15 protein-coding genes are annotated in these 19,797 nt (G+C 72.3%); 7 read left to right on the top strand and 8 right to left on the bottom strand.

Features of this window, described 5'->3' with window-relative positions:
* Positions 1–9: 9 nt before the first annotated feature.
* The 4 genes from NR798_RS01175 to NR798_RS01160 form a co-directional block, all read right to left on the bottom strand.
* A complete protein-coding gene (locus tag NR798_RS01175) occupies positions 10–2,862 on the bottom strand; it encodes a PAS domain S-box protein (RefSeq protein WP_375769525.1) in 2,853 nt (950 codons plus the stop codon).
* 142 nt (positions 2,863–3,004) lie between these two features.
* Positions 3,005–5,449, bottom strand: coding sequence for a PAS domain S-box protein (locus NR798_RS01170; RefSeq protein WP_375769524.1), 2,445 nt, complete (start codon positions 5,447–5,449; stop codon positions 3,005–3,007).
* A gap of 223 nt (positions 5,450–5,672) precedes the next feature.
* Positions 5,673–7,004: a DUF763 domain-containing protein gene (locus NR798_RS01165; protein WP_375769523.1), complete on the bottom strand. Its 1,332-nt coding sequence runs from the start codon at positions 7,002–7,004 to the stop codon at positions 5,673–5,675.
* 301 nt (positions 7,005–7,305) lie between these two features.
* Positions 7,306–7,533: a hypothetical protein gene (locus NR798_RS01160; protein WP_375769522.1), complete on the bottom strand. Its 228-nt coding sequence runs from the start codon at positions 7,531–7,533 to the stop codon at positions 7,306–7,308.
* Positions 7,534–7,627: 94 nt separating this feature from the next.
* Here NR798_RS01160 and NR798_RS01155 point away from each other — a divergent pair, with 94 nt between their 5' ends.
* Positions 7,628–8,671, top strand: a complete 1,044-nt coding sequence (locus NR798_RS01155) for a glycosyltransferase family 4 protein (RefSeq protein WP_375769521.1) — start codon at positions 7,628–7,630, stop codon at positions 8,669–8,671.
* Here NR798_RS01155 and NR798_RS01150 read toward each other — a convergent pair.
* From NR798_RS01150 to NR798_RS01140, 3 genes are all read right to left on the bottom strand, one after another.
* The gene (locus NR798_RS01150) at positions 8,654–10,273 is read right to left on the bottom strand and encodes a hypothetical protein (RefSeq protein ID WP_375769520.1); all 1,620 of its coding nucleotides are present in this window, start codon (positions 10,271–10,273) and stop codon (positions 8,654–8,656) included. The two genes, NR798_RS01155 and NR798_RS01150, sit on opposite strands and share 18 nt — an antisense overlap.
* Positions 10,274–10,417: 144 nt before the next feature.
* The gene (locus NR798_RS01145; RefSeq protein WP_375769519.1) at positions 10,418–10,795 is read right to left on the bottom strand and encodes a hypothetical protein; all 378 of its coding nucleotides are present in this window, start codon (positions 10,793–10,795) and stop codon (positions 10,418–10,420) included.
* Positions 10,796–10,950: 155 nt separating this feature from the next.
* Positions 10,951–12,660 (bottom strand): ATP-binding protein, encoded by a 1,710-nt coding sequence (locus NR798_RS01140; protein WP_375769518.1) that lies wholly within the window; start codon positions 12,658–12,660, stop codon positions 10,951–10,953.
* Positions 12,661–12,792: 132 nt separating this feature from the next.
* Here NR798_RS01140 and NR798_RS01135 point away from each other — a divergent pair, with 132 nt between their 5' ends.
* Positions 12,793–13,812 carry a radical SAM protein gene (locus tag NR798_RS01135; RefSeq protein WP_375769517.1) on the top strand — a complete coding sequence of 340 codons (1,020 nt, stop codon included), beginning with the start codon at positions 12,793–12,795 and terminating at the stop codon, positions 13,810–13,812.
* Positions 13,809–14,777 carry a hypothetical protein gene (locus NR798_RS01130; RefSeq protein WP_375769516.1) on the top strand — a complete coding sequence of 323 codons (969 nt, stop codon included), beginning with the start codon at positions 13,809–13,811 and terminating at the stop codon, positions 14,775–14,777. Before NR798_RS01135 ends, NR798_RS01130 begins: the two co-directional genes overlap by 4 nt.
* On the opposite strand, the gene NR798_RS01125 is transcribed toward NR798_RS01130, so the two are convergent.
* Positions 14,770–15,426 (bottom strand): hypothetical protein, encoded by a 657-nt coding sequence (locus NR798_RS01125; RefSeq protein WP_375769515.1) that lies wholly within the window; start codon positions 15,424–15,426, stop codon positions 14,770–14,772. The two genes, NR798_RS01130 and NR798_RS01125, sit on opposite strands and share 8 nt — an antisense overlap.
* A 74-nt stretch (positions 15,427–15,500) precedes the next feature.
* Here NR798_RS01125 and NR798_RS01120 point away from each other — a divergent pair, with 74 nt between their 5' ends.
* The 4 genes from NR798_RS01120 to NR798_RS01105 all read left to right on the top strand — a co-directional run bounded on the left by NR798_RS01120 (position 15,501) and on the right by NR798_RS01105 (position 19,787).
* Positions 15,501–16,601: a hypothetical protein gene (locus NR798_RS01120; RefSeq protein WP_375769514.1), complete on the top strand. Its 1,101-nt coding sequence runs from the start codon at positions 15,501–15,503 to the stop codon at positions 16,599–16,601.
* An 83-nt stretch (positions 16,602–16,684) separates the two neighbouring features.
* Positions 16,685–17,062: a hypothetical protein gene (locus NR798_RS01115; protein ID WP_375769513.1), complete on the top strand. Its 378-nt coding sequence runs from the start codon at positions 16,685–16,687 to the stop codon at positions 17,060–17,062.
* A 117-nt stretch (positions 17,063–17,179) separates the two neighbouring features.
* Positions 17,180–18,136 (top strand): PLP-dependent cysteine synthase family protein, encoded by a 957-nt coding sequence (locus tag NR798_RS01110; protein WP_375769512.1) that lies wholly within the window; start codon positions 17,180–17,182, stop codon positions 18,134–18,136.
* 25 nt (positions 18,137–18,161) lie between these two features.
* The gene (locus NR798_RS01105; RefSeq protein ID WP_375769511.1) at positions 18,162–19,787 is read left to right on the top strand and encodes an adenylate/guanylate cyclase domain-containing protein; all 1,626 of its coding nucleotides are present in this window, start codon (positions 18,162–18,164) and stop codon (positions 19,785–19,787) included.
* Positions 19,788–19,797 lie beyond the last annotated feature (10 nt).

Below are 19,797 nucleotides of genomic sequence, written 5' to 3'. Positions count from 1 at the left end.
GTGCCGCGCCTACGCCCCGCGCGGCACCCGCACCGAGAAGGAGGTGACGCCCCCGGACGAGCCCACCTCCACCCGGCCGCCGTGGCCCGTCACCACCTGGTGCACGATGAAGAGCCCCAGCCCCAGGCTGCCCGCCGGCCGGAACTTCGACATGCCCCGGCGGAACGGCTCGAAGAGCACCGGCACCAGCTCCGCCGGAATGGGCTCCCCCTCGTTGCTCACCGCCAGCTCCACCTCGCCGTCCCGCCCGCGCACCCGCACCACCACCTCGGTCCCCGGGCGCGCGTGCCTCAACGCGTTGGACAGCAGGTTGGAGAGCACCTGGCGCATGCGTGGCCCGTCCCACCACCCCTCGCACAGCGTGTCCCCCTCCAGGCGGATGTCGCTGCTCGGGTGCGTCACCGAGAACTCGTCGATGACCTCCCGGCACAGCCGCACCAGGTCGTTGCCCGTGCGCTCCAGCGGAATGCCTCCGCCCAGCCGCCCGCGCGTGAAGTCCAGCAGGTCCGACACCATCCGCCCCATGGTGTCCGCGCTGTTGGCGATGCGCCCCGTCATCCGCAGCAGCGCCTCGGGGGCCGGCCGCTCCATGCGCTGCAGCGTGCGCGCCCCCAGCGAGATGGCCTGCAAGGGATTGCGCAAGTCATGGCTCACCATGCCGAGGAACTGCTGCTCCAGCTCGGCCCGGCGCCGGGCCTCCTCGTAGACCCGGGCCCGCTCCAGCGCCTGGGCGCCCAGCCGGCAGAGCGACTCCAGGTGCAGCTTCTCCTGCGCGCCGAAGCGCCGGGGCGTGGGGAAGCCCAACCCCAGCACCCCCACCACCCGCTCCCCGCTCGCCAGCGGAATGAAGCCCCAGGAGCGGCTCCGGCTCTCGTGCAGCCACCCGGTGGCTTCGGGCCAGTCCCGTGCGAACGCCTCGGGGGATTCAATCCACACCGCGCGCCCCATGCGCGCCGCCGCCGCGACAGGGAAGCCCCGGGTGACCGGCACGGCGTTGAACGCCTGGACGATGTCCGCCGCGTAGCCGACGGAGCCGAGCACCGCCAGCTCCTCGCCCACCACCAGGGCGACACCGCCCGTGCAGGCCTCCAGGGACTTCAGCCCGTGCGCCACCAGCGCGTCGGCCACCTGCTGGGGCGTGAGGGCGTGCGCGAAGGCCGCCGTCGTCGCCAGGAGCGCCTCGGCATGCTGCTCGGCCAGCTTGCGCTCGGTGATGTCCAGCACGGTGCCCATGTGCCGGATCCGTCCGTCCGCGCCGACATACACCCCGCCCCGCCCCGCCACCCACCTCAACACGCCCCCCTCCCCCAAGGCCCGGTACTCCATCTCCAGCAGGGCCCCCTCCTCACCGGAGAAGCCCGTCCGGACCACGCCCTCCACCCGCTCGCGGTCATCCGGGTGCACGCGCTCCAGCCACACGCGCGCATCCACGGGCGTGTCCGGGGACAAGCCGAACAGCTCCCGCGTCCGTGCGTCCCACTCCACCTCCTGCGTGGCCGGGTCGTAGCTCCACACCCCGAGCGCGGCGGAGTCCATCGCCAGCCGCAGCCGCTCCTCGCTCAGCCGCAGCGACTGCTGGGTGGCCTTGCGCTCGGTGATGTCCTCCATCGTCAGCACGCTGGCGACGAGCTCCCCGCGCGCATCCCGCACGGGCGAGGCAGACGCCCGGGTGAGCCGGGCCGAGCCGTCCTCGCGGCGCACGACGAGCTCCTCCACCACCTCGCGGCCCTCGCGCAGCGAGCGCACCAGCGGCAGCTCCTCGCGCGTGCAGGGCCTGCCATCCGGGTGCTCCACGAGGTGCAGGCGCATCTCCCCGAGGTGCTGCCTCGGGGTGCCCCCGAGCAGGGAGGTCATCCGCTCATTGGTCAGCAGCGTGCGCCCCGTGGAGGCCTCGGTGATGAAGATGCCGGTGGGCATCTGCTGGAGCACGGCGTGGAGCAGCCGCTCCTTGGACTCCAGCTCCCCCATGAGCTGCGCCAGCCGGCGCTCGGCCTCCCGGCGCGCGGAGATGTCCACCACCACCGCCACGCCCCGGTGGGGCTCGTTCTCGAAGGCCGCGGCCCCGCGAATCACATCCACCCGCGAGCCGTCCTTGCGCAGGTACTGCTTCTCCGTCAGCGGGGACAGGCCCTGCTCGAGCACGCTGCGCACGTTGAGCTCGTCCTGCGCCCCCCACTCCGGGGGCGTCATCTTCCGCCAGTCGAGCAGGCCCCGCTCCAGCTCCTCGCGCGTGTAGCCCACCATCTCCAGGAAGGTGTCATTGGCGTCGAGGATGGGGCCCTCCATGTCCCAGTAGAAGGTGCCCACCACGCCGGACTCGGTGAGCCGGCGCGCCCGCGCCTGGGTGCGCTCCAGCTCGCGCTGCAGCCGGGCCTGCTCGGCCTGGGCCTCCTCGCGCTCGCGCTGCCGCGCCTGCTCCGCCCGCCGCATCCGCACCAGCGCCCACGTCTGCGCCACCAGGTGCTTGGGCTCGATGGGCTGGGGAATGTAGCCGTCCGCGCCATCCTCGAAGAGCCGTGCCTCCAGCTCCTCGTCCTTCAGCAGCGCGGAGACGTAGAGGATGGCGAGCGAGGCGGTGGCCGGGTCCTCCTTGAGGCGGCGGCACACCTCGAAGCCACTCATGTCCGGCAGGCGCACGTCCAGCACCACCACGTCCGGCTTCATCGCCGCCGCGCTGAGCGCCTCCTGCCCGCTGGCCGCCTCCAGCACCTCCATGCCCGCGCGGCGCAGCGCCTTGACGATGAAGTAGCGCCTGGCTTCCGTATCATCCACCACCAGCACCCGCCCCTCCATCCGGAGGGGGGTGGCCGGCTCACGCGACTCCTGGCGCGGAGAAGGGGCGGCGGGGTCGCTGCTCGACACGATGGAACTCCCGGTGGGCCTGGGGGGGGGACAGGCGTCCCGCGATGTTTGCCACGGACGGCCCCCGCCGTGCCCGGGGCGCGGGAAGACGGCTGTCCACCACCTCACGCAGCGGGCGCCCGTGCGGCTTGCCCCCGCACCGCTAGGCGTCCCGGGGCACCCGCACGGTGAAGGTGGTGCCCGCCTCGCCGGTGCCCACCTCCACCCGGCCACCGTGCCCCACCACCACCTGGTGCACGATGAAGAGCCCCAGCCCCAGGCTGCCCGCCGGCCGGAACTTCGACAGGCCCCGGCGGAACGGCTCGAAGAGCACCGGCACCAGCTCCGCCGGAATGGGCTCGCCCTCGTTGCTCACCACCAGCTCCACCTCGCCCGCCAGCTCCTTGGCCCGCACGGACACCGCCGTCCCCTGCCGCGAGTGCCTCAGCGCGTTGGACAGGAGGTTGGAGAGCACCTGGCGCATCCGCTCCCCGTCCCACCACCCCTCGCAGCGCGCGTCTCCCTCCAGGAGGATGCGCCGGTCCGGGTGCGTCACCGAGAACTCGTCGATGACCTCCTGGCACAGCAGCACCAGGTCGTTGTGCGTGCGCTCCAGCGGAAGGCCACCGCCCAGCCGCCCGCGCGTGAAGTCGAGCAGGTCCGACACCATGCGCCCCATGGTGTCCGCGCTATTGGCGATGCGGCCCGCCGTGCGCAGCACCGTCTCCGGGGCCGGCCGCTCCAGCCGCTGCAGCGTGCGCGCCCCCAGGGAGATGGAGGCCAGGGGGTTGCGCAAATCATGGCTCACCACGCCCAGGTACTGCTGCTCCAGCTCCGAGCGCCGCCGGGCCTCGTCCTTGTCCCGCCGCTCCTCCTCGTAGAGCCGGGCCCGCTCCAGCGCCTGCGCGCACAGCCCGCAGAGCGACTCCAGGTGCGCCTTGTCCTGCGCGCTGAAGCGGCGCAGCGCGGCGAAGCTCAGCCCCAGCACCCCCACCACCTGCCCCGCCACCTTCAACGGCGTGCTCAGCCAGGTGCGGCTGCGGCTGCCCTGCACGGTGCGGGCGAACTCGGGCCACTCCCGCTCCAGGGAGCCGGTGGCCTGCACCGCGACGGTGCGCCCCTCGAGGACGGCCACGGTGGAGGGGGTGCGGATGCCGAGGGGGAAGCGGCTGTACTCCTGGGGGATGCGGGCGGGGTAGCCGAAGTAGTTGGAGATGCGCAGCTCCTCGTCCTCCACCAGGCTGAGGACGCCCGCGTAGGCGCCCAGGGACTTGAGCCCGTGCTCCACCAGCGCCTGGCCCACCTGCTCGAGGGTGAGCGCGTGCGCGAAGGCGGCCGTGGTGGCCTGCAGCTCCGTGGCGCGCTGCTCGTTCAGCTTGCGCTCGGTGATGTCCAGGTAGGTGCCCGACAGGTGCGTGGCCTGCCCGTCCCCGCCGAAGAGGACCCGGCCCCGGGAGGCCACCCACCGCAACACCCCGTCCCGCAGGCCCACCGTGCGGTACTCGGCCGAGAAGAAGCCTCCTTGCTCCCCCGCCACCGCGCGCCGGACCGCCGCCTCCACCCACTCCCGGTCCTCCGGGTGCGCCGCCGCCCGCCACACCTCCATGTCCACGGCCGCCTCGGAGGGCAGCCCGAACAGCTCCTTGGCGCGCGCGTCCCAGTGGTGCTGGCCGGTGGCCAGATCGAAGCTCCACGCGCCCAGCTCGGCCGAGTCCAACGCCAGGCGCAGCCGGGCCTCGCTGGAGCCCAGCTCCGCCATGAGGTGCTTGAGCCGGCGCTCGGACTCGCGCCGCTCGGAGAGGTCCACCACCATCGTCACGCCCTGGTAGGCCTCGCCCTCGAACGCGGCGGCCCCCAGCATGACGTCCACCCGCGTGCCGTCCTTGCGCACGAACTGCTTCTCGAAGAGCGAGCTGAAGCCCTGGGTGCGCAGCTCCTCGACGGCCCGCTCATCCACCGCCGTCCACTCGGGCGGGGTGAGCTTGCGCCAGTCGATGAGGCCCCGCGCCAGGTCCTCGCGCGTGTAGCCCACCATGCCGAGGAAGGTGTCGTTGGCGTCGAGGACGGCGCCCTCCAGGTCCCAGTAGACGATGCCCACCACACCGGACTCGGTGAGCCGGCGCGCCCGCGACTGCGTCTTCTCCAGCTCGCGCTGCAGCCGGGCCTTCTCGGCCTGGGCCTCCTCGCGCTCGCGCTGCCGGGCCTGCTCCGCCCGCCGCATCCGCACGAGCGCCCACGTCTGCGCCACCAGGTGCCGCGACTCGATGGGCTGGGGGATGTAGCCGTCCGCGCCATCCTCGAAGAGCCGCTCCTCCAGCTCCGCGTCCTGCAGCAGGGCGGAGATGTAGAGCACCGGGATGGCGGCGGTGGCCGGGTCCTCCTTGAGCTGGCGGCACACCTCGAAGCCGCTCATGTCCGGCAGGCGCACGTCCAGCACCACCACGTCCGGACCGGCCAGGGCTCCCGCGAGGGCCTCCTGGCCGCTCACCGCCTCCATCACCTCCATGCCCGCCGTGCGCAGCGTGTGGGCGATGAGGTAGCGCTTGGCGTCCGTGTCGTCGACCACCAGCACCCGTCCCTCCACCCGGGGAGGGGAGGCCCGCTTCACCTGGGACCCCCGACGCGCGGAAGGGGAGGAGTGGCTGCTGCTCGACACGATGAGGGCTCCCTACTCGCCTGGGGGGGACAGGCGCCACCGGACAGATTACCGCCTCACCCCCACCCCACCCCGGCCCCTCCCGTCCTGGAAGGAAACAGCTGTCCGCCACCGTACGCGTCCCCAGCCAGGGCGCTCCCCCGCCCTCCAGCCGGGCGTGCGGCACCGCGCCCCTTCACCGCGAGTGAGGTGAGGAATTACCGGGCGTGTCCTCGTCCAGGCCGGGCAGCTCCAGCTGGCTGCGCTCCGCGGATCGGCGCCGCCAGCCGGGACGTCCCGAGGGCCGGCGCGGGGGCGCGTCGGTGGGCAGCAGCTCGGTGACGTCCTTCCACCCCTCCTGGACGAGCGCCTCGAAGGAGGGGGCGGAGGAAGCGCCCGTGGCGGCGGCCTCGAGCCGGCGCGCCTGCCGATCCAACTCGCGGATGGCCTGGAGCCGCTCGTCGTTGCCGAGCTTCGCCGCGTCCACCGCCGAGCGCAGCACGCGCAGCGTCTCGTCATAGACGTCCAGCCGGACAGGGAAGGGCTGCCGGTCCTTGCCGCCCTGGGCGAAGGCGAAGCGCGCGGGGTCCGTGAAGCGCGAGGGCGAGCCGTGCAGCACCTCGGCCACGCTGGCCAGCGCCGCCACGGTGCGCGCGCCCACGCCGGGGGTGAGCAGCAGCTCGGCGAAGTCACGGGGGCCCTGCTCGGCCGCGGCGGCCAGCGTGCCGTGGAGCCGGCGCAGCACCACGTCCTCGCGCGTCACCTCCTCGTGCACGGGCATTTGAAGGTGGGGCAGCAGGGGGGTGAAGGGCACGGGCGCGGGCGCGGGCCGCAGCTTGCGCAGGGCGCCCAGCACCACGTCCGGCCCCTGGGACACCAGCTCCACCTGCGCGGCCCGGGCCCGCGAGGCGCGCCTGTCGGTGAGGTTGAGGATGACGCCCTGGTTGGGCCCCTCGATGGCGGCGTGGGGCGACTCCACGAAGCTGCCCAGGCCCTCGGAGAGCCAGTGGTAGCGCCGGGCCTGGCGGGCGTTGGCGTTCATCCCCTGCTGCACCACGGCCCACGCGTTGTCGTCCGAGAGGATGAGGCTGTGGGCATACAGCTCGAAGCCGTCCTGCACCGCGGCGCTGTCCACCTTGGCCGCGAGACGGCTGGCGCGGATGAGCGCGTCCGCGTCGATGCCCACCCGGTCGCCGATGATGCGCAGCTCGTCGGGGGTGCGGCGCGCCTGGAGGCCCTTGCCGCCCACGACATACAGCCCGAGCTGGCGCCCGCCGGGGGTGAGCCCGCGCTTGAGCGCGCCGAGCACGGTGGTGGTGACGCCCGAGGAGTGCCAGTCCATGCCCATGACGGCCCCGAGCGACTGGAACCAGAAGGGGTGGGCGAGCCGGCGCAGCACCTCGTGGCGGCCGTAGTGGAGCACGAGCGCCTCCACCAGCACGCGGCTCATGCGCGCCATGCGCTGGGCGAGCCAGTCCGGCACGCGGCCCGAATGGAGGGGAAGGTCTGCACTGCCCGTACGGTCCATGATGACTCCGGAGGTAACCTCCTGGAGTCAACCTCTGACCTCGGGTCCTTCTTCACGCGGAAGCCCGGCGTGGCCCGGGCCCGGCCGCTCCACATGCGGCCAGCCGGAGGGGGGCGCTGGAGTGCCCCTGAACCATGGCGCTGACTCGCGGCCATATCCCCTCGCCCTCCGGGAGAGGGACGGGGTGAGGGTATCGGGTGTACCCGGGTTGGGCTCCCTGCCCCCACTTCGGGTCACGGGTTGAAGAACGGGCCCGGACACCCTCACCCTGACCCTCTCCCGAGGGGAGAGGGGATATCGGTCACTGCCTGGAAGAGGATGAACGGTGCCCCGGCGCGCGGTGCGCCTCGGCATTCTCCAGCTGGCAGGACAGCACCTCGCGCTGGAGGTCCGACATCTCCTGCCGCAGCTGCGCCAGCTCCCAGGACTGCTCGGCCTGGGCGCGGCTCATGAAGGCGTAGAGCCATGCGGTGCTCGCGAACCACAGCGCGAGCCCGAGGAGCCAACCACGGGGAAGAGAAGTGGGCATGGGCCTACATCAGGTACCACAGGTGGGGGGACGGGCGCCAGATACCCGCCCCACACTGACAGAGGGGTGCCAGGGAGTACCTTGCAGACGCCAGATGCCAGCGGATCTGGCGTCGGGTACAGACGGTGGCGCCATGCTCGTCGTCCACCCCCATTTCCATCGGCGCCGCACCGGCGTCACCGCCCACACCGAGCGCATCGTCACCGAGCTGGCGCGGTGGATGGAGACGCGGGCGGTGGGGGGCAACCTGGAAGCGGACGTGCCCCGCATCGCCTGGAGCGAGCTGTGGCGGCGCATCCGCCAGGAGCCGGTGGTGTGGCACGCGCACCGCAACAACGAGCTGCTGGCCGGGCTGCTGCTGCGGCTGGTGGGGCGGGAGGTGCGGCTCGTCTACACGCGCCACGGGGGCCAGCCGCCGGGCCACTTCACCCGCTTCCTCACGCGCTTCGCCGAGCAGCTCGTCACGCTCAACGCGCAGAGCGCCGGGTGGATGGGGAGGCCCTCGCAGCTGGTGCCGCACGGGGTGGACCTGGAGCGCTTCACGCCGCCGGTGGACCGGGACGCGGCGTGGAAGGCGCTGGGGCTCGGCGGCCGGAGGGGGGTGGGCGTGGTGGGGCGCGTGCGCCCGAGCAAGGGCCAGGGAGACTTCGTCGAGGCGCTCGCGCCGCTGCTGCCGGGACTGCCCGCGTCCGAGTGGACGCCGGTGCTGGTGGGGCTGGCCAAGGGGCGGGACACGGCGTGGGCCGAGGGGCTGCGGGCGGCGACGGGAGGGCGCCTGGTGCTCGCCGGAGAGCAGCGCCCGGTGGTGCCCTGGTATCAGGGGCTGAGCGTGCTGGTGAACCCCACGCACTTCGAGTCTTTCTCCATGGTGATGCTGGAGGCAATGGCGTGCGGCTGCTGCACAGTGATGAGCCGGCTGCCGCACGTGCCCTCCTTCATCGAGCACGGCCGCACGGGCTTCCTCTTCGAGCCGGGCAACGTGGCGGAGCTGCGCGAGCTGCTGCGGGAGCTGCTGCACGCGCCGGAGCGGGCGAGGCAGGTGGGGCTCAACGCCGCCGAGGAGGCCCGGGCGCGTTTCGGCGTGGCGAACGAGGCACAAGCGCTCGCGCGGGTGTACCGATCAGCGCTGGGCGGCTGAACCGAAGAAGTCCGCGCCCGAGGGCCAGCGGGCCGCTTCCGACTCGGCCCGCTGAGCGCGCCGCCCCCGCGCGTGGCCCAGCCAGGACTCGATGAGGCTGGCCTCGCGCGGAACGCACTCGCCGCCCGCGTAGTGCATCCACCCGCGCTCGCGGGCCCGGTGCGCCACCTCGTTCATCGAGCGCCGGTACTCGCGGCTCGCCGAGGCGAACAGCCCGTCCTGGTCGCCCACCCACCGGCTCAGCCACCCCGGCACCCGGCCCAGGCCCAGCGCCTGGAAGTCGCCGCACTCGCGCCACAGCACCCAGTGCCGCCACCGCTCCGGCAGCGCGCGCAGCTCCGGGAAGGCCGCGTCCACGTTGCGCAGCACCGCCCGCTCGGCGTCCTGGAACACCCGCAGCCAGGTCTCATGGGTGCCCCCCAGCGCGGGCCCCGCCAGCTCCAGCGCCCGCTGCAGGTCCTCATGGTGGGTCTCCAGGAAGGCCCGGGTCGCCCGCTGCTTGCGCAGCAGGTTGCCCGCCCCCACCCGCCCCCGCTTGCGCCACCGGGCCGGCGCGGCGATGTGCCGCAGCGCCCAGACCTCGCGCCACGCCGCCACGTCCAGCCGCTCGCGGATGGGCGCCAGCGCGGGCGCCGACTCCAGCATGTGGCGCTCCCCGGCGGAGAGCACGTCCGGGCCCTCGCCGCGCACCGCCTCGACGATGCCCAGCGCGGTGAGCAGCTCCAGGTACAGCCCCACGCGCACCAGCCAGCGCGGATCCGGCAGGTGGGTGGTGTGGCGCGACACGTCGCTCTCGAGCGCCGCCAGGTACAGCCGCGCCTTGTCCATGCCGATGGTCAGCACCGGGAACCAGGGGTGGTGGGCCACCGAGACGCCCCGCGCGCCCAGCCGCGCCACCTGCGCCTCGGTGTCCGGCCGCACCAGCCGGTCCATCACCCGCTGGTAGAGCGAGCCGAAGCGCCCCAGGTCATAGAGCTCCACCTCGGTGGAGTCGCACGCGAGCACCCGCTCCCCGGCGCACAGCTCCAGCGCCACGCGGAAGCGGCGGTGGAAGAGGTGGGCGAGCGAGAAGGCCTCGGCCCCCGCGGCGCCCAGCCGCGCGAGCCCCTCGCGCACGGCGGCGTACGGCAGCGCGGCCACGTAGCTGCTCCGGGACACGCCGGCCGGGGGCGCCTCGGCGCGCACCAGCTCGGCGGGGCTGGCACACGAGGGCTGGCACAGTGGCACCTCGTGGCACAGCAGGCCGGGGAGCGCGACGGTGCCACCGTCCTCCGGCGAGTCCGGCAGCAGCCACACGGACATGCGCACCCGCGGGGGCTCCCGCACGCGGTGGCGGCCCAGGCCCGGGCTCAGCGCGTAGAGCAGCCAGAGCGCGCCGCCGTCCTCCGCGCCGCTCCGCGAGTCGAAGAGGCCCATGTGCAGGCTGCAGCCCTCTCCGGGAGCCCGTGCCTCGTGGCCCGGGCGGGCGCCCGAGCGGAAGGGAATGAGCCGCAGCCCGGGGCGCGCATCCTCCAGCGGGATGAGCTGGCGGAACGGCTTCGGCGGGGGCTCGCAACGGACTTCGGCGGGAGGGACGGCGGAGACGGCCTGGCAAGGCAACAAGGTGGAACCCCCTTCTTCTGCGGACCTCTGTGCAGAAGGGGGGCCAACCCGAATGTGACATTCTACTTACCAGTTATGGCGGACCTCGAAGACACTCACCCCAGCCCTCTCCCCAGGGGGAGAGGGAGCAGGAGGAGCGCTCGCCTACTTCTTCGAGCGCGAGGACTTGGAGCGGCTGCGCGAGGTGGACGCCTTGGCGCGGCTGGACGAGCTGCTCGACTTGCGGCGCGTCTTGGCGGCGGTGGTGCGGCCGCGGGACTTGGCCCCGGCGCTGCGCGTGCTGCGGGCCGGCTTGGCCCGGCGCGACGTGCTCTTGGCGGAGGTCTTCGTGGAGCTGCGCTTCGCCGCGCTCTTCTTCTTCGCCGGGCCCTTCGTCTCCCCGGCCTTGCTGCGCTGCTTGTTCACGACGCGGGCGGCGAGCTCCTCGGCCCGGCCCGTGCTGGCGCCCCGCTTGCGGGCGGACTGTTTGATCTTCGCATACTGCCGCTGACGCTTCGGGCTCTTCACTCCACGCGGTGGCATCCGTTCCTCCTCCTGATTGTCGGATGGCTTGCGCACCCAACATGGGGATGCCCGTTGCCCGACGCTGGGTGCGTGCGGAATTTCACGGGGGCGGATGTTGAACAGCGTGCGCTCGCCAAGCCCTTGCGCCGCGCGGACGTCCAACGCGCGACAGCTCAGGCCGCGGACTGGCCGGAGGGAGCCGGCCCCGCGTCTCCGGAGCGCTCGGCCACGGCCAGGGTGATGAAGAAGCAGGTGCCGCGGCCTGGCTCGCTCTCGACGCGAATCTCCCCCCCGAGCGCGGTGATGATGCGGTGGCACACCGACAGCCCCAGCCCCGTGCCCACGCCGATGGGCTTGGTGGTGAAGAAGGGATCGAAGATGCGCCGCAGGTGCTCGGGAGCGATGCCGGCCCCGGTGTCGCGCACCGCCACCGTGACATGGCCGGGGCCCGAGCGCCGGGCCTCCACGCGGATTTCATTCTCCTGCACGCGGCCCGGGGCAATGGCGTGCGCCGCGTTGATGATGAGGTTGAGGAACACCTGCCCCAGGCGCGCCGCGTTGGCGTTCACGGGAGGCACTCCGTCACAGTCCTCCACCAGGCGCGCCCGGTCGCGCACCTCGTGCCGGGCCATCTTGGCCGAGCCGCGCACCACCTCGGCCACGTCCACCGGGCCGAGCGCCACGTCATCCGGCCGCGACAGCGACTTGAGATCCTGCACGATGAGGCGCACGCGCTCGGCACCCTCGCTGGCCTCGGAGAGCGCGGAGATCATCTCCTGGCGGGCCTCCTCGGTGGGGGCGCCGGGCAGCTCCTGCAGCTCCTGGTGGACGTAGCGCAGGTTGCTGAGGATGAAGGCGAGCGGGTTGTTGATTTCATGCCCCACGCCCGCGGCGAGCCGGCCCACGGAGGCGAGCCGGTCCGCGAAGAGCAGCTGCTCCTGGGCGGCCTGGAGCTGCTGGAGGCTGTCCTGGAGGCGGACGTTGGCCTCGGCGAGCTCGGCGGTGCGGGTGCGCACCGTGTCCTCCAGGAGGGCGTTGTAGCGGAGGGCCTCGCGCTCGGAGGTCTCGGCCTCGGCGCGGATGAGCCGCTGCTTCTCCTCCAGGGACTCGCGCAGCTCGCGCGCCATCCGGTCGAAGGCCTGGGTCAACCGGCCCAGCTCGTCGTGGCCCGCCGCGGGGAGGCGCAGGTCGAAGTCCCCCCGCCCGATGCGCTCGGCCACCGTCATGAGGCCCCGGAGCGAGCGCTGCAGGGGGGTGAGGATGGCGAAGGCGAGCGCCAGCACGAGCACGATGCAGATGGCGGGAAAGACCAGGGCCATCTGCCGGGTGACCTCCACGTTCACGTCCCAGCGGCGCCGCAGCTCGTCCATCTCGGCCTTCTCGGCCTCCTGCATGGCCTTGATGCGCTCGCCCACGTTCTGCTCGAACTGGGAGTAGAGCAACCACTCCAGGGTGGAGCCCACCGAGGTGCCCTCGGGGAGGGCCCGCACGCGCGCCGCCGACCACTCCGACCAGCGCAGCAAGGAGTCGCGGAGCGCCTGCTGCTCCTCGCGCTCGGCCTCCAGGGACCTGGCCTCCAACCACCGCTCCTCCCGGGACAGGTTGTCCCCGAGCAGCGCCAGCTCCGCCTCCACCTTCGCCATCATCTCGCGCTGGACGAGGGCGGTGCTGCCCTCCACCCGGCGCATCTGGGCCAGCTGGTTCAGGTAGGGCCAGGCGAGCGCGTGCAGCCGCTGGTAGGCGTCGCGCTGCTCCTGGATGGCCGTGAGCTGCTCGCGGATGAACTGGCCCTTGCGAGCGCCCAGGTAGAGGTGGACGCCCATGAGGCACACGAGTCCGACCGCCAGCAAGGCGAACAGGAACACCTTGGCGCGAATCGTCATCGCCAGACCTCGGGTCGACCTACCAGCACGCGTGTATGCTCGCATGACCGCTCACGCGGTGCGAGCCGGGTGACACGCGCCCGGCGCCCGAGCCCGTCAGGACCGCTGCCCGCCAGGCGTCAGCGCCCCGCCATGCACCAGGCCGCCCTCCCCTCTTTCGAGCACCTCCCCGTCCCGCCGGCGCTTGCCCGCCTGCGCCGCTTCCCCATGGATGGAGCGCTGCTGCTCTTCGACCGGGACAGCGGGATGAACGCCCTGTGCGAGGGGCCGGAGACGGCGCACCTGCGCCAGCGCGCGCCGAGGGCGCTCCAGTTCGGCATCACCAACCGCTGCAACCTGGCGTGTACCTTCTGCTCGCGTGACCTGGAGGCGCGCAGTGCCTGGACGGCGGACGAGGCCTTCGGGATGCTGGCGGGCCTGGCGGAGGCGGGGGTGCTGGAGGTGGCCTTCGGAGGGGGTGAGCCCTGGGTGTTCCCCCGCTTCGAGGAGCTGGTGTGCCGGCTGTACGAGGAGACGCCGCTGGCGGTGAGCTTCACCACGAATGGGCTGGCGCTCAACGCGCGCCGGCTGGCGGCCATTCGGGGACGCTACGGGCAGTGCCGGCTGTCGCTCTACGAGGACAATGACTGGCGGCGGAAGGTGGTGGAGCTGGCGGACGCGGGGGCGCGCGTCGGCGTCAACTACCTGGTGACGCCCGAGCGGCTCGCATCGCTGGAGACGGTGGTGCTGGAGCTGGTATCGCGCGGCTGCCGGGACGTGCTGCTGCTCAGCTACAACGGAGCGGACCGGTCGCTGCACCTGTCCCCCGCCCAGGCGGGCGAGCTGGCGCGACGGGTGGAGCTGCTGGGCCGGGCGCTCACGGGGCGGTGCCAGCTGAAGCTGGACGTCTGCTGGGGCGAGCGGATGGAGGGCGTGCCGCGGCTGTTCCGGCGCACGGACTGCGGCGCGGGGAGGGACTACCTCGTGCTGACGAGCGACCGGAAGGTGATGCCGTGCAGCTTCCACCACGTGGCGATTCCGGTGGGGGAAGCGGCGGACGTGATGGCGGTGTGGCGCGAGCGGCGAGAGGAGCTGGCCTCGGCCTCGCTGCTGCCGGGCTGCGCGCGCGTGGCCGGGTACGGGCTGGAGACCTACGCGGGAGGGGCACGGTGAAGATTCACATCTGGAACGCCTTCGCGAGCAACAACAGTGGCAGCTACACCATCGTGGGCCGGTTCGAGAAGGAGGAGCAGGCGGCGCGGGTGGCGGCCGAGCTGAAGGAGGTGCTCGACGCGCATGGCGTCTGGTGGGAGACGGCGTACTCCGCGCTGAAGGAGCACGAGCGGCCCTCGCCGCTGGACGTCTTCATCCAGAAGCATGGGCTCACCGGGGGCGAGAACATCGGCAGCTACGACGACTGGTCGTCCTCTTCCGGGAAGCCCGCGCCAGACGTCTGGGCGCTCGGCCATCAGGTGCTCATCCACCACGACTACACCATCACGCTGCCGCGCACGCTCGGCGAGTTCATCTACGCCCGGGGAGGGCGGGTGGAGACCGAGCTGGACCACGCGCACCACCCCGTGGTGAGCGTCTTCGAGCTCTGGAAGAACCAGCATGGCCAGGAGGAGACGGACCGGCTGCTCGCGGCGCTCGTGGAGGAGCTGAACGCGGAGGACGGACCGCTAGCCACGGGAATCAACTGGGACGTCCCTCCCGCGTGGAAGGCGGGCCATGGCTTCGGCGAGCCGCTGCTGCGGGTTGGCGCCGCATTCGAGGAGCTCGTCTCCAGCTACGGCGCCGTGGAGCGGATCGCCCGTGCCCACGACCTGTATGTCGCGGTGAAGGTGTTCGAGGCCTGGCCGGACGCGGACCCGCTCGCGTTCCTCCGGCCGTGCCAGCCGCCGCTGAAGCGGGAGCGGTTCGATGTCTGGTTGCTGGGCCTGGGGGACAAGCCGGAGGAGGTGAAGCGCCTGCTGCGGGACCAGCGGCCGCTGACCTACGAGGAGGTCTGCACGCTGCAGGGCGCGGAGCCCATCGTGGCCTGGAAGTGCAGGCCGCTCGCGCAGGCGGAGGAGCTCGCGAGCGGCCTGCGGAAGCTCGGGGCGAGCGTGGACGTGCGGCCCACCACCTTCACGTAGCCCGCGAGGGTCGGACGATCTTCGCCTGCAGGCGCTGGTAGAGGTCGAGCACCAGGCGCAGCTCGTCGGCGGTCCGCTGCTCGATGGCGGCGTAGTCGCGGCGCTCGTAGCTCTCCCAGACGCTCTTGCTGGAGCCCTTGCGCTCGTGCAATCCCAGACGCCCGGCCATCTCCCGGGTCGTCTTGGGATAGAGGATGGGCTCCTCGGGAAACAGGAAGCTGGCCTCGTTGGCGAGCTCGATGGGACGGGACTTGAAGAAGACCTCGAACAGCTCGGCCGGGCTGGCGAGTCCGTTGAAGAGCGAGCGGCAGTAGAGCGCCGGGAGATCGAACTTGGTGATCCCCGCGCCACAGACGACGAGGTCCATCGCCGGCTTGCCCAGCACGCGGACCTTCTCCTCGCGCTGCCGCTGCCACTCCAGCTCGAAGCGGGCCTTGATGGCCCTGAGCAGGGCGGCCTCGGACTCGAAGTTCCAGAGCCAGAGCCCCTGCACCTCGGGGGCATCGGGGATGGGGTCCTCGAAACGCTTGCTGAAGAAGCAGCCGCCCAGCAGCACGTGGCCCGGACGCGCGGGATTGACGGTGAGCGAGCTCAGGCTCGCATTGCGGTCATCGGGAGGTGCATAGGCCTCCAGGTCGAAGAACAGCATGGGTGGAGGCTATCACCCCGCGTGCGGGGCGCCGCCGTGCGGCTGACGACACTCGCCCCGGCGGTGTTCCTGACATGGACACTCACCCTGTCGGGCATGCGTCACCCGCTGGGGAGCGGCGGCTGGACGCGCTGGAGAAGTGCTTGGATAGAGCCGCAAGGAACCGCATTCCCAGGAGGCCTCCCCTGCCATCCCCCCAGCAGACACTGTGTGCCGCACTCGCGGCCGGGTGCGTCCTCACCGCCACGGTGGCCGAGGCCCGTTTCGGCAAGTCAGGTGGCTCGTCCTCCAGCTCGGGCTCGTCGTCTTCGGGAGGCTCGCGCGCCTCGGGCTCCAGCGCTTCCAGCTCCAGCGGCTCGTCCTCCTCCGGCTCCGGCTATTCCAGCAGCGGCGCCGGCGGGAGGAACTGGCACGCGCACGGCAGCAGCGGCGGGAAGTCCCGGGTCCACGATGCCACGCCGGTGGGGCAGGACCCGGACGACTCGCCGCCGGGCAACGGTGGCAACGGCCACCCCGGTGGAGACAAGGGACCGCGTCCCCGGGGGAGGCCCCTCCTCACTCCGGGCATCGGGTGGATCTCCGTCTCCGGGGCGTCTGCCCCGTACTACCGCCGGTACCGCCCGCGTGCGGTGACGCAGGAGCCCGACGAGCCGAGCCATCCGGTGATGGTGCGGATGGGGGTGGAGGCGAACGTCCTGCCCGAGGGTGGCGCGGTGGGGTTCAACCTGGGCATCGAGGAGCGGCGCTGGGGTGTCTCCGCGCGCATCAACTCGCTGTCGCTGAATACGGAGGATGGCTCGGAAGGAAAGGACCACATCACCCTGGCGGACGCGAGTGTGACGTTCTCTCCGCTCGCGAGCGAGCACGGCCGGCTGCGGTGGGAGGCGGGCGTGGCCATGGCGCGCGCGCCGGACATCACCTTCATCGGCCCGAGCCTGGCGATGTCGTTCGAGCGGTGCCTGTTCGGGCCGCTGGACGTGGAGGGGCGGGTACAGTGGGTACCGCTGCCGCACCTGCAACTTGATGGACAGGCGGGCCTGGCGATGCACATGGGGGCGCTGACGGTGCGAGCTGGTTGGCGCGGGCTGCTGCTGGATGACCGGGGCCACCTGGATGGCGTGGTGCACCGGGAGAGGATGGGCGGCCCGTTCGCGGGCGTCGGCCTGCACTTCTGAGCTCCGCACGTGGCCAGGAGAAGGACCAGGTCCTCCTCGCGTTGATGGAGGCCAAGGCTCCCTATGAGGAACGGCGGCGGGCCTTGCTGGCACTGGAGAAGCGCTGGTTGCGCGAGGAGAAAACCGAGGCCGGGCGCCAGCAGACCCGGCGTGGCATCGCGGAAGACCTCATCACCCTGGCGTACTCGTTCAACCAACCATGGCCGGAGTTCGGCCGGTGCCTTCGCCGTGTCCAGCAACTCGGCTTCTCCAACCTCGCGCTGCGCGTCCACATCGCCTGCCTCTACGTGCAGTCGCTCCATCTCTTCCCCCGGCAAGCCCGCGAGGCCTGGGAGATGTTGGATGACGCGGAGCGAAGGGTGCACCGGCTCCGGCTGAAGAACCCCCTCCGGCGGGAACATCTGGAATCGCTCGCGCACGCGAAGAAGGTGGCCCGAGTCCCACGCCCCCCTCCCCGATGACGCCGTGCCGCTCCGCCTCTCGCTTGTCGAGCGGCCGGAGAAGCGGCGCGTCATGCCGGACGAAGACTCCCGGAGCGGGGGCTTTCACGATATGTGGGGCGGACTTCGGACCCGCCCATGACCCCACGTCCTCCCTGTCGCCCGCTCCCAGCGGATGGCCGCTTCCTCCAGGCGATCGCCCCCACTCCGCTGGTCCCCGTCCGCCTCGAGGCGGAAGGCCCCACCATCTGGTGCAAGCTGGAGTTCCTCAACCCGAGCGGCTCCACCAAGGACCGCATCGCCCGCTACATGCTGGAGAAGGCGTGGCGGCTGGGCGAGCTGTGCCCGGGTGGTGAGGTGGTGGAGGCCTCCAGCGGCTCGACGAGCATCGCGCTGGCGCTGGCCTCGGCGCAGATGGGCCTGAAGTTCACCGCCGTCATGCCCGAGGGCGTCACGGGCGAGCGCGTGCTCACCATCCGCGCCTACGGTGGCAGCGTGGAGTTGGTGCCGCGCGACGCGGGCATCCGGGGAGCCATCGCGCGGGCGGAGGAGATCGCCCGGGAGCGCAAGGCCTTCGCGCCGCGCCAGTTCGAGAACCCGGACAACGCCGAGGCGCACCGGGTGTGGACGGGGCAGGAGATTCTCTCGCAGGTGCCGGGCGGGCTGGTGCACGCGGTGGTGAGCGGGGTGGGCACGGGCGGCACGGTGGTGGGGCTCTACCAGGCCTTCGCGGAGGCGGGCTGCCCGGTGGTGCCCTTCGTGGCGCGGCCCATCTCGGGGCTGGGCACGGACATCGAGTGCTGCAGCTTCAGCTCGCGGGTGCCGGGGGTGGTGGATGGCCTGTCGCGGCTGTACCGCGAGGCGGACCTGCCGGGGCTGGTGGAGCTGAACATCTCGGACGAGCTGGCGATGAGCACGGCGCGGGCGCTCATCCGCCGGGGCTTCCCGGTGGGGCCCTCGTCGGGGCTCAACTACGCGGCGGCGGTGGAGGCGGCGAAGCGGCTGGGCCCGCAGGCGCAGGTGGTGACGCTCTTCCCGGACCGGATGGAGCGCTACTTCTCCACCGAGCTGCTGCAGCCCAAGAGCATTGCCTGAGCGCGGGACGGAACAGGGGGAAACCATGACCGCGACACGGACCACGCCGGTGGCCGCCGAGCCCGGGCTCGAGGAGCTCCGGATGCTGCACGCACTGAATCGCGCGGTGGACTCGCTCATCGAGGAGTGCGTCCGGGAGCAGTGCTCGCTGGCGCAGACGTTCCAGCGGATATTGCCCGCGGTGCTGCGGGAGACGGGGGCGCAGGGGCTCGCCGTCACCACGCGCAACGAGGAGCTGGCCGAGCAGGCCTTCCACGCGGGGGACTTCGGTGGCGTCTTCCCCGGCCCGCTGCTCACGGGGCCGCGGGGCACGCGGCGCGAGGGCGGCGGCACGGTGGTGAGCCAGACGCTGGACGTGGTGGGCCAGACGGTGGGGCACATCGGCCTGTACCTGGCGGGAGACCACACCCGGCCCGAGCAGGCCGAGCGCCTGGAGCGCATGTTGGACACGGTGGCCGAGCAGCTCGACACGGTGCTGCTGCTGGTGCACACCGCGAGCGAGAAGCAGGAGTTGATTCTGCGGCTCAACCACCTGCTGTCCAACCCCGTCTTCGAGGCGGGCATGGACCAGGTGGTGCTGACGCTGGCGCAGCGGGTGCGGGTGCCGGGCTTCCTGCTGGTGTACCGGGACGCGGTGCGGCCCTCGGTGCTGCACTACCGCTCCTACCGGCACGGGCACCTGGAGCACGACTCGGGGGACAAACCCTCGGCGGAGCTGGACGGGCTGCTGCGCGCGCACGGCACGGAGCTGCTCCAGCCGGGAGAGGAGCGGCTCAAGCGGGCGCTGGGGCAGCCGCGGGTGATGGAGGCGGTGCTCATCTCGGGCCACCTGCGGAGCGAGCAGCTGGGCCGCATCCTGCTGTGGTCGGGCGAGGAGGGCTTCTCCAGCCAGACGATGGACCTGGTGCGGGTGCTGGCCTCGACGCTGAGCCAGCGGCTGGTGGACTACAACCGCGAGCGCACGCACCTGTCGAAGTTCTTCCCGGCGGAGGCCATCGACGAGCTGTTGCAGGTACCGGACTACGGGGCGCGCTACCTGGTGGGGCGGGACGAGGAGGTGGGCATTCTCTTCGCGGACCTCAACGGCTTCACGCGGCTGTGCGAGCAGCTGGAGAGCCCGGCGCGCATCGGCCGCTTCGTGGACCGGTGGAGCGAGCGGATGGTGGAGCTGCTGTGGCGGCACGGGGGCGTGTTCGACAAGATGGTGGGCGACTGCATCATCGGCCTGTTCGGCCCGCCGTTCTTCCGGAGCAGCCGGCGGGAGCGGGCGGAGGCGCTGGTGAGGGCGGCGTGTGACATCCAGCGCACGACGGCGGCGATGAGCGCGGACCCGGAGGTGCGGACCATCTGCGAGCGGGTGGGGATGCCGGGGCTGGGCGTGGCGGTGGGACTCAACCTGGCGCCGACGCTGTGCGGCCTCTTCGGACCGAACCAGGACTACACGGGCTTCTCGACGGGGATGAACCAGACGGCGCGGCTGCAATCGCTGGCGGGCTTCCGGGAGATGCTGGTGATGGAGCCGGTGAAGCAGGCGCTGGAGGGGAGCGAGGACCCGGTCATCCAAGCCCTCCGTTACGGTGAGCTGACGGAGACACCGGTGAAGAACGTCGCCAGGCCCCTGCGCCACCACCGTCTGCACCTGCCGGACTGAAGCACCGGAA

It is taken from the genome of Archangium gephyra, assembly GCF_042230915.1.
Lineage (GTDB): Bacteria > Myxococcota > Myxococcia > Myxococcales > Myxococcaceae > Archangium > Archangium gephyra_B.
Note: the sequence above shows the minus strand (reverse complement) of the source record. Positions and strands in the feature narration are given on the sequence as shown.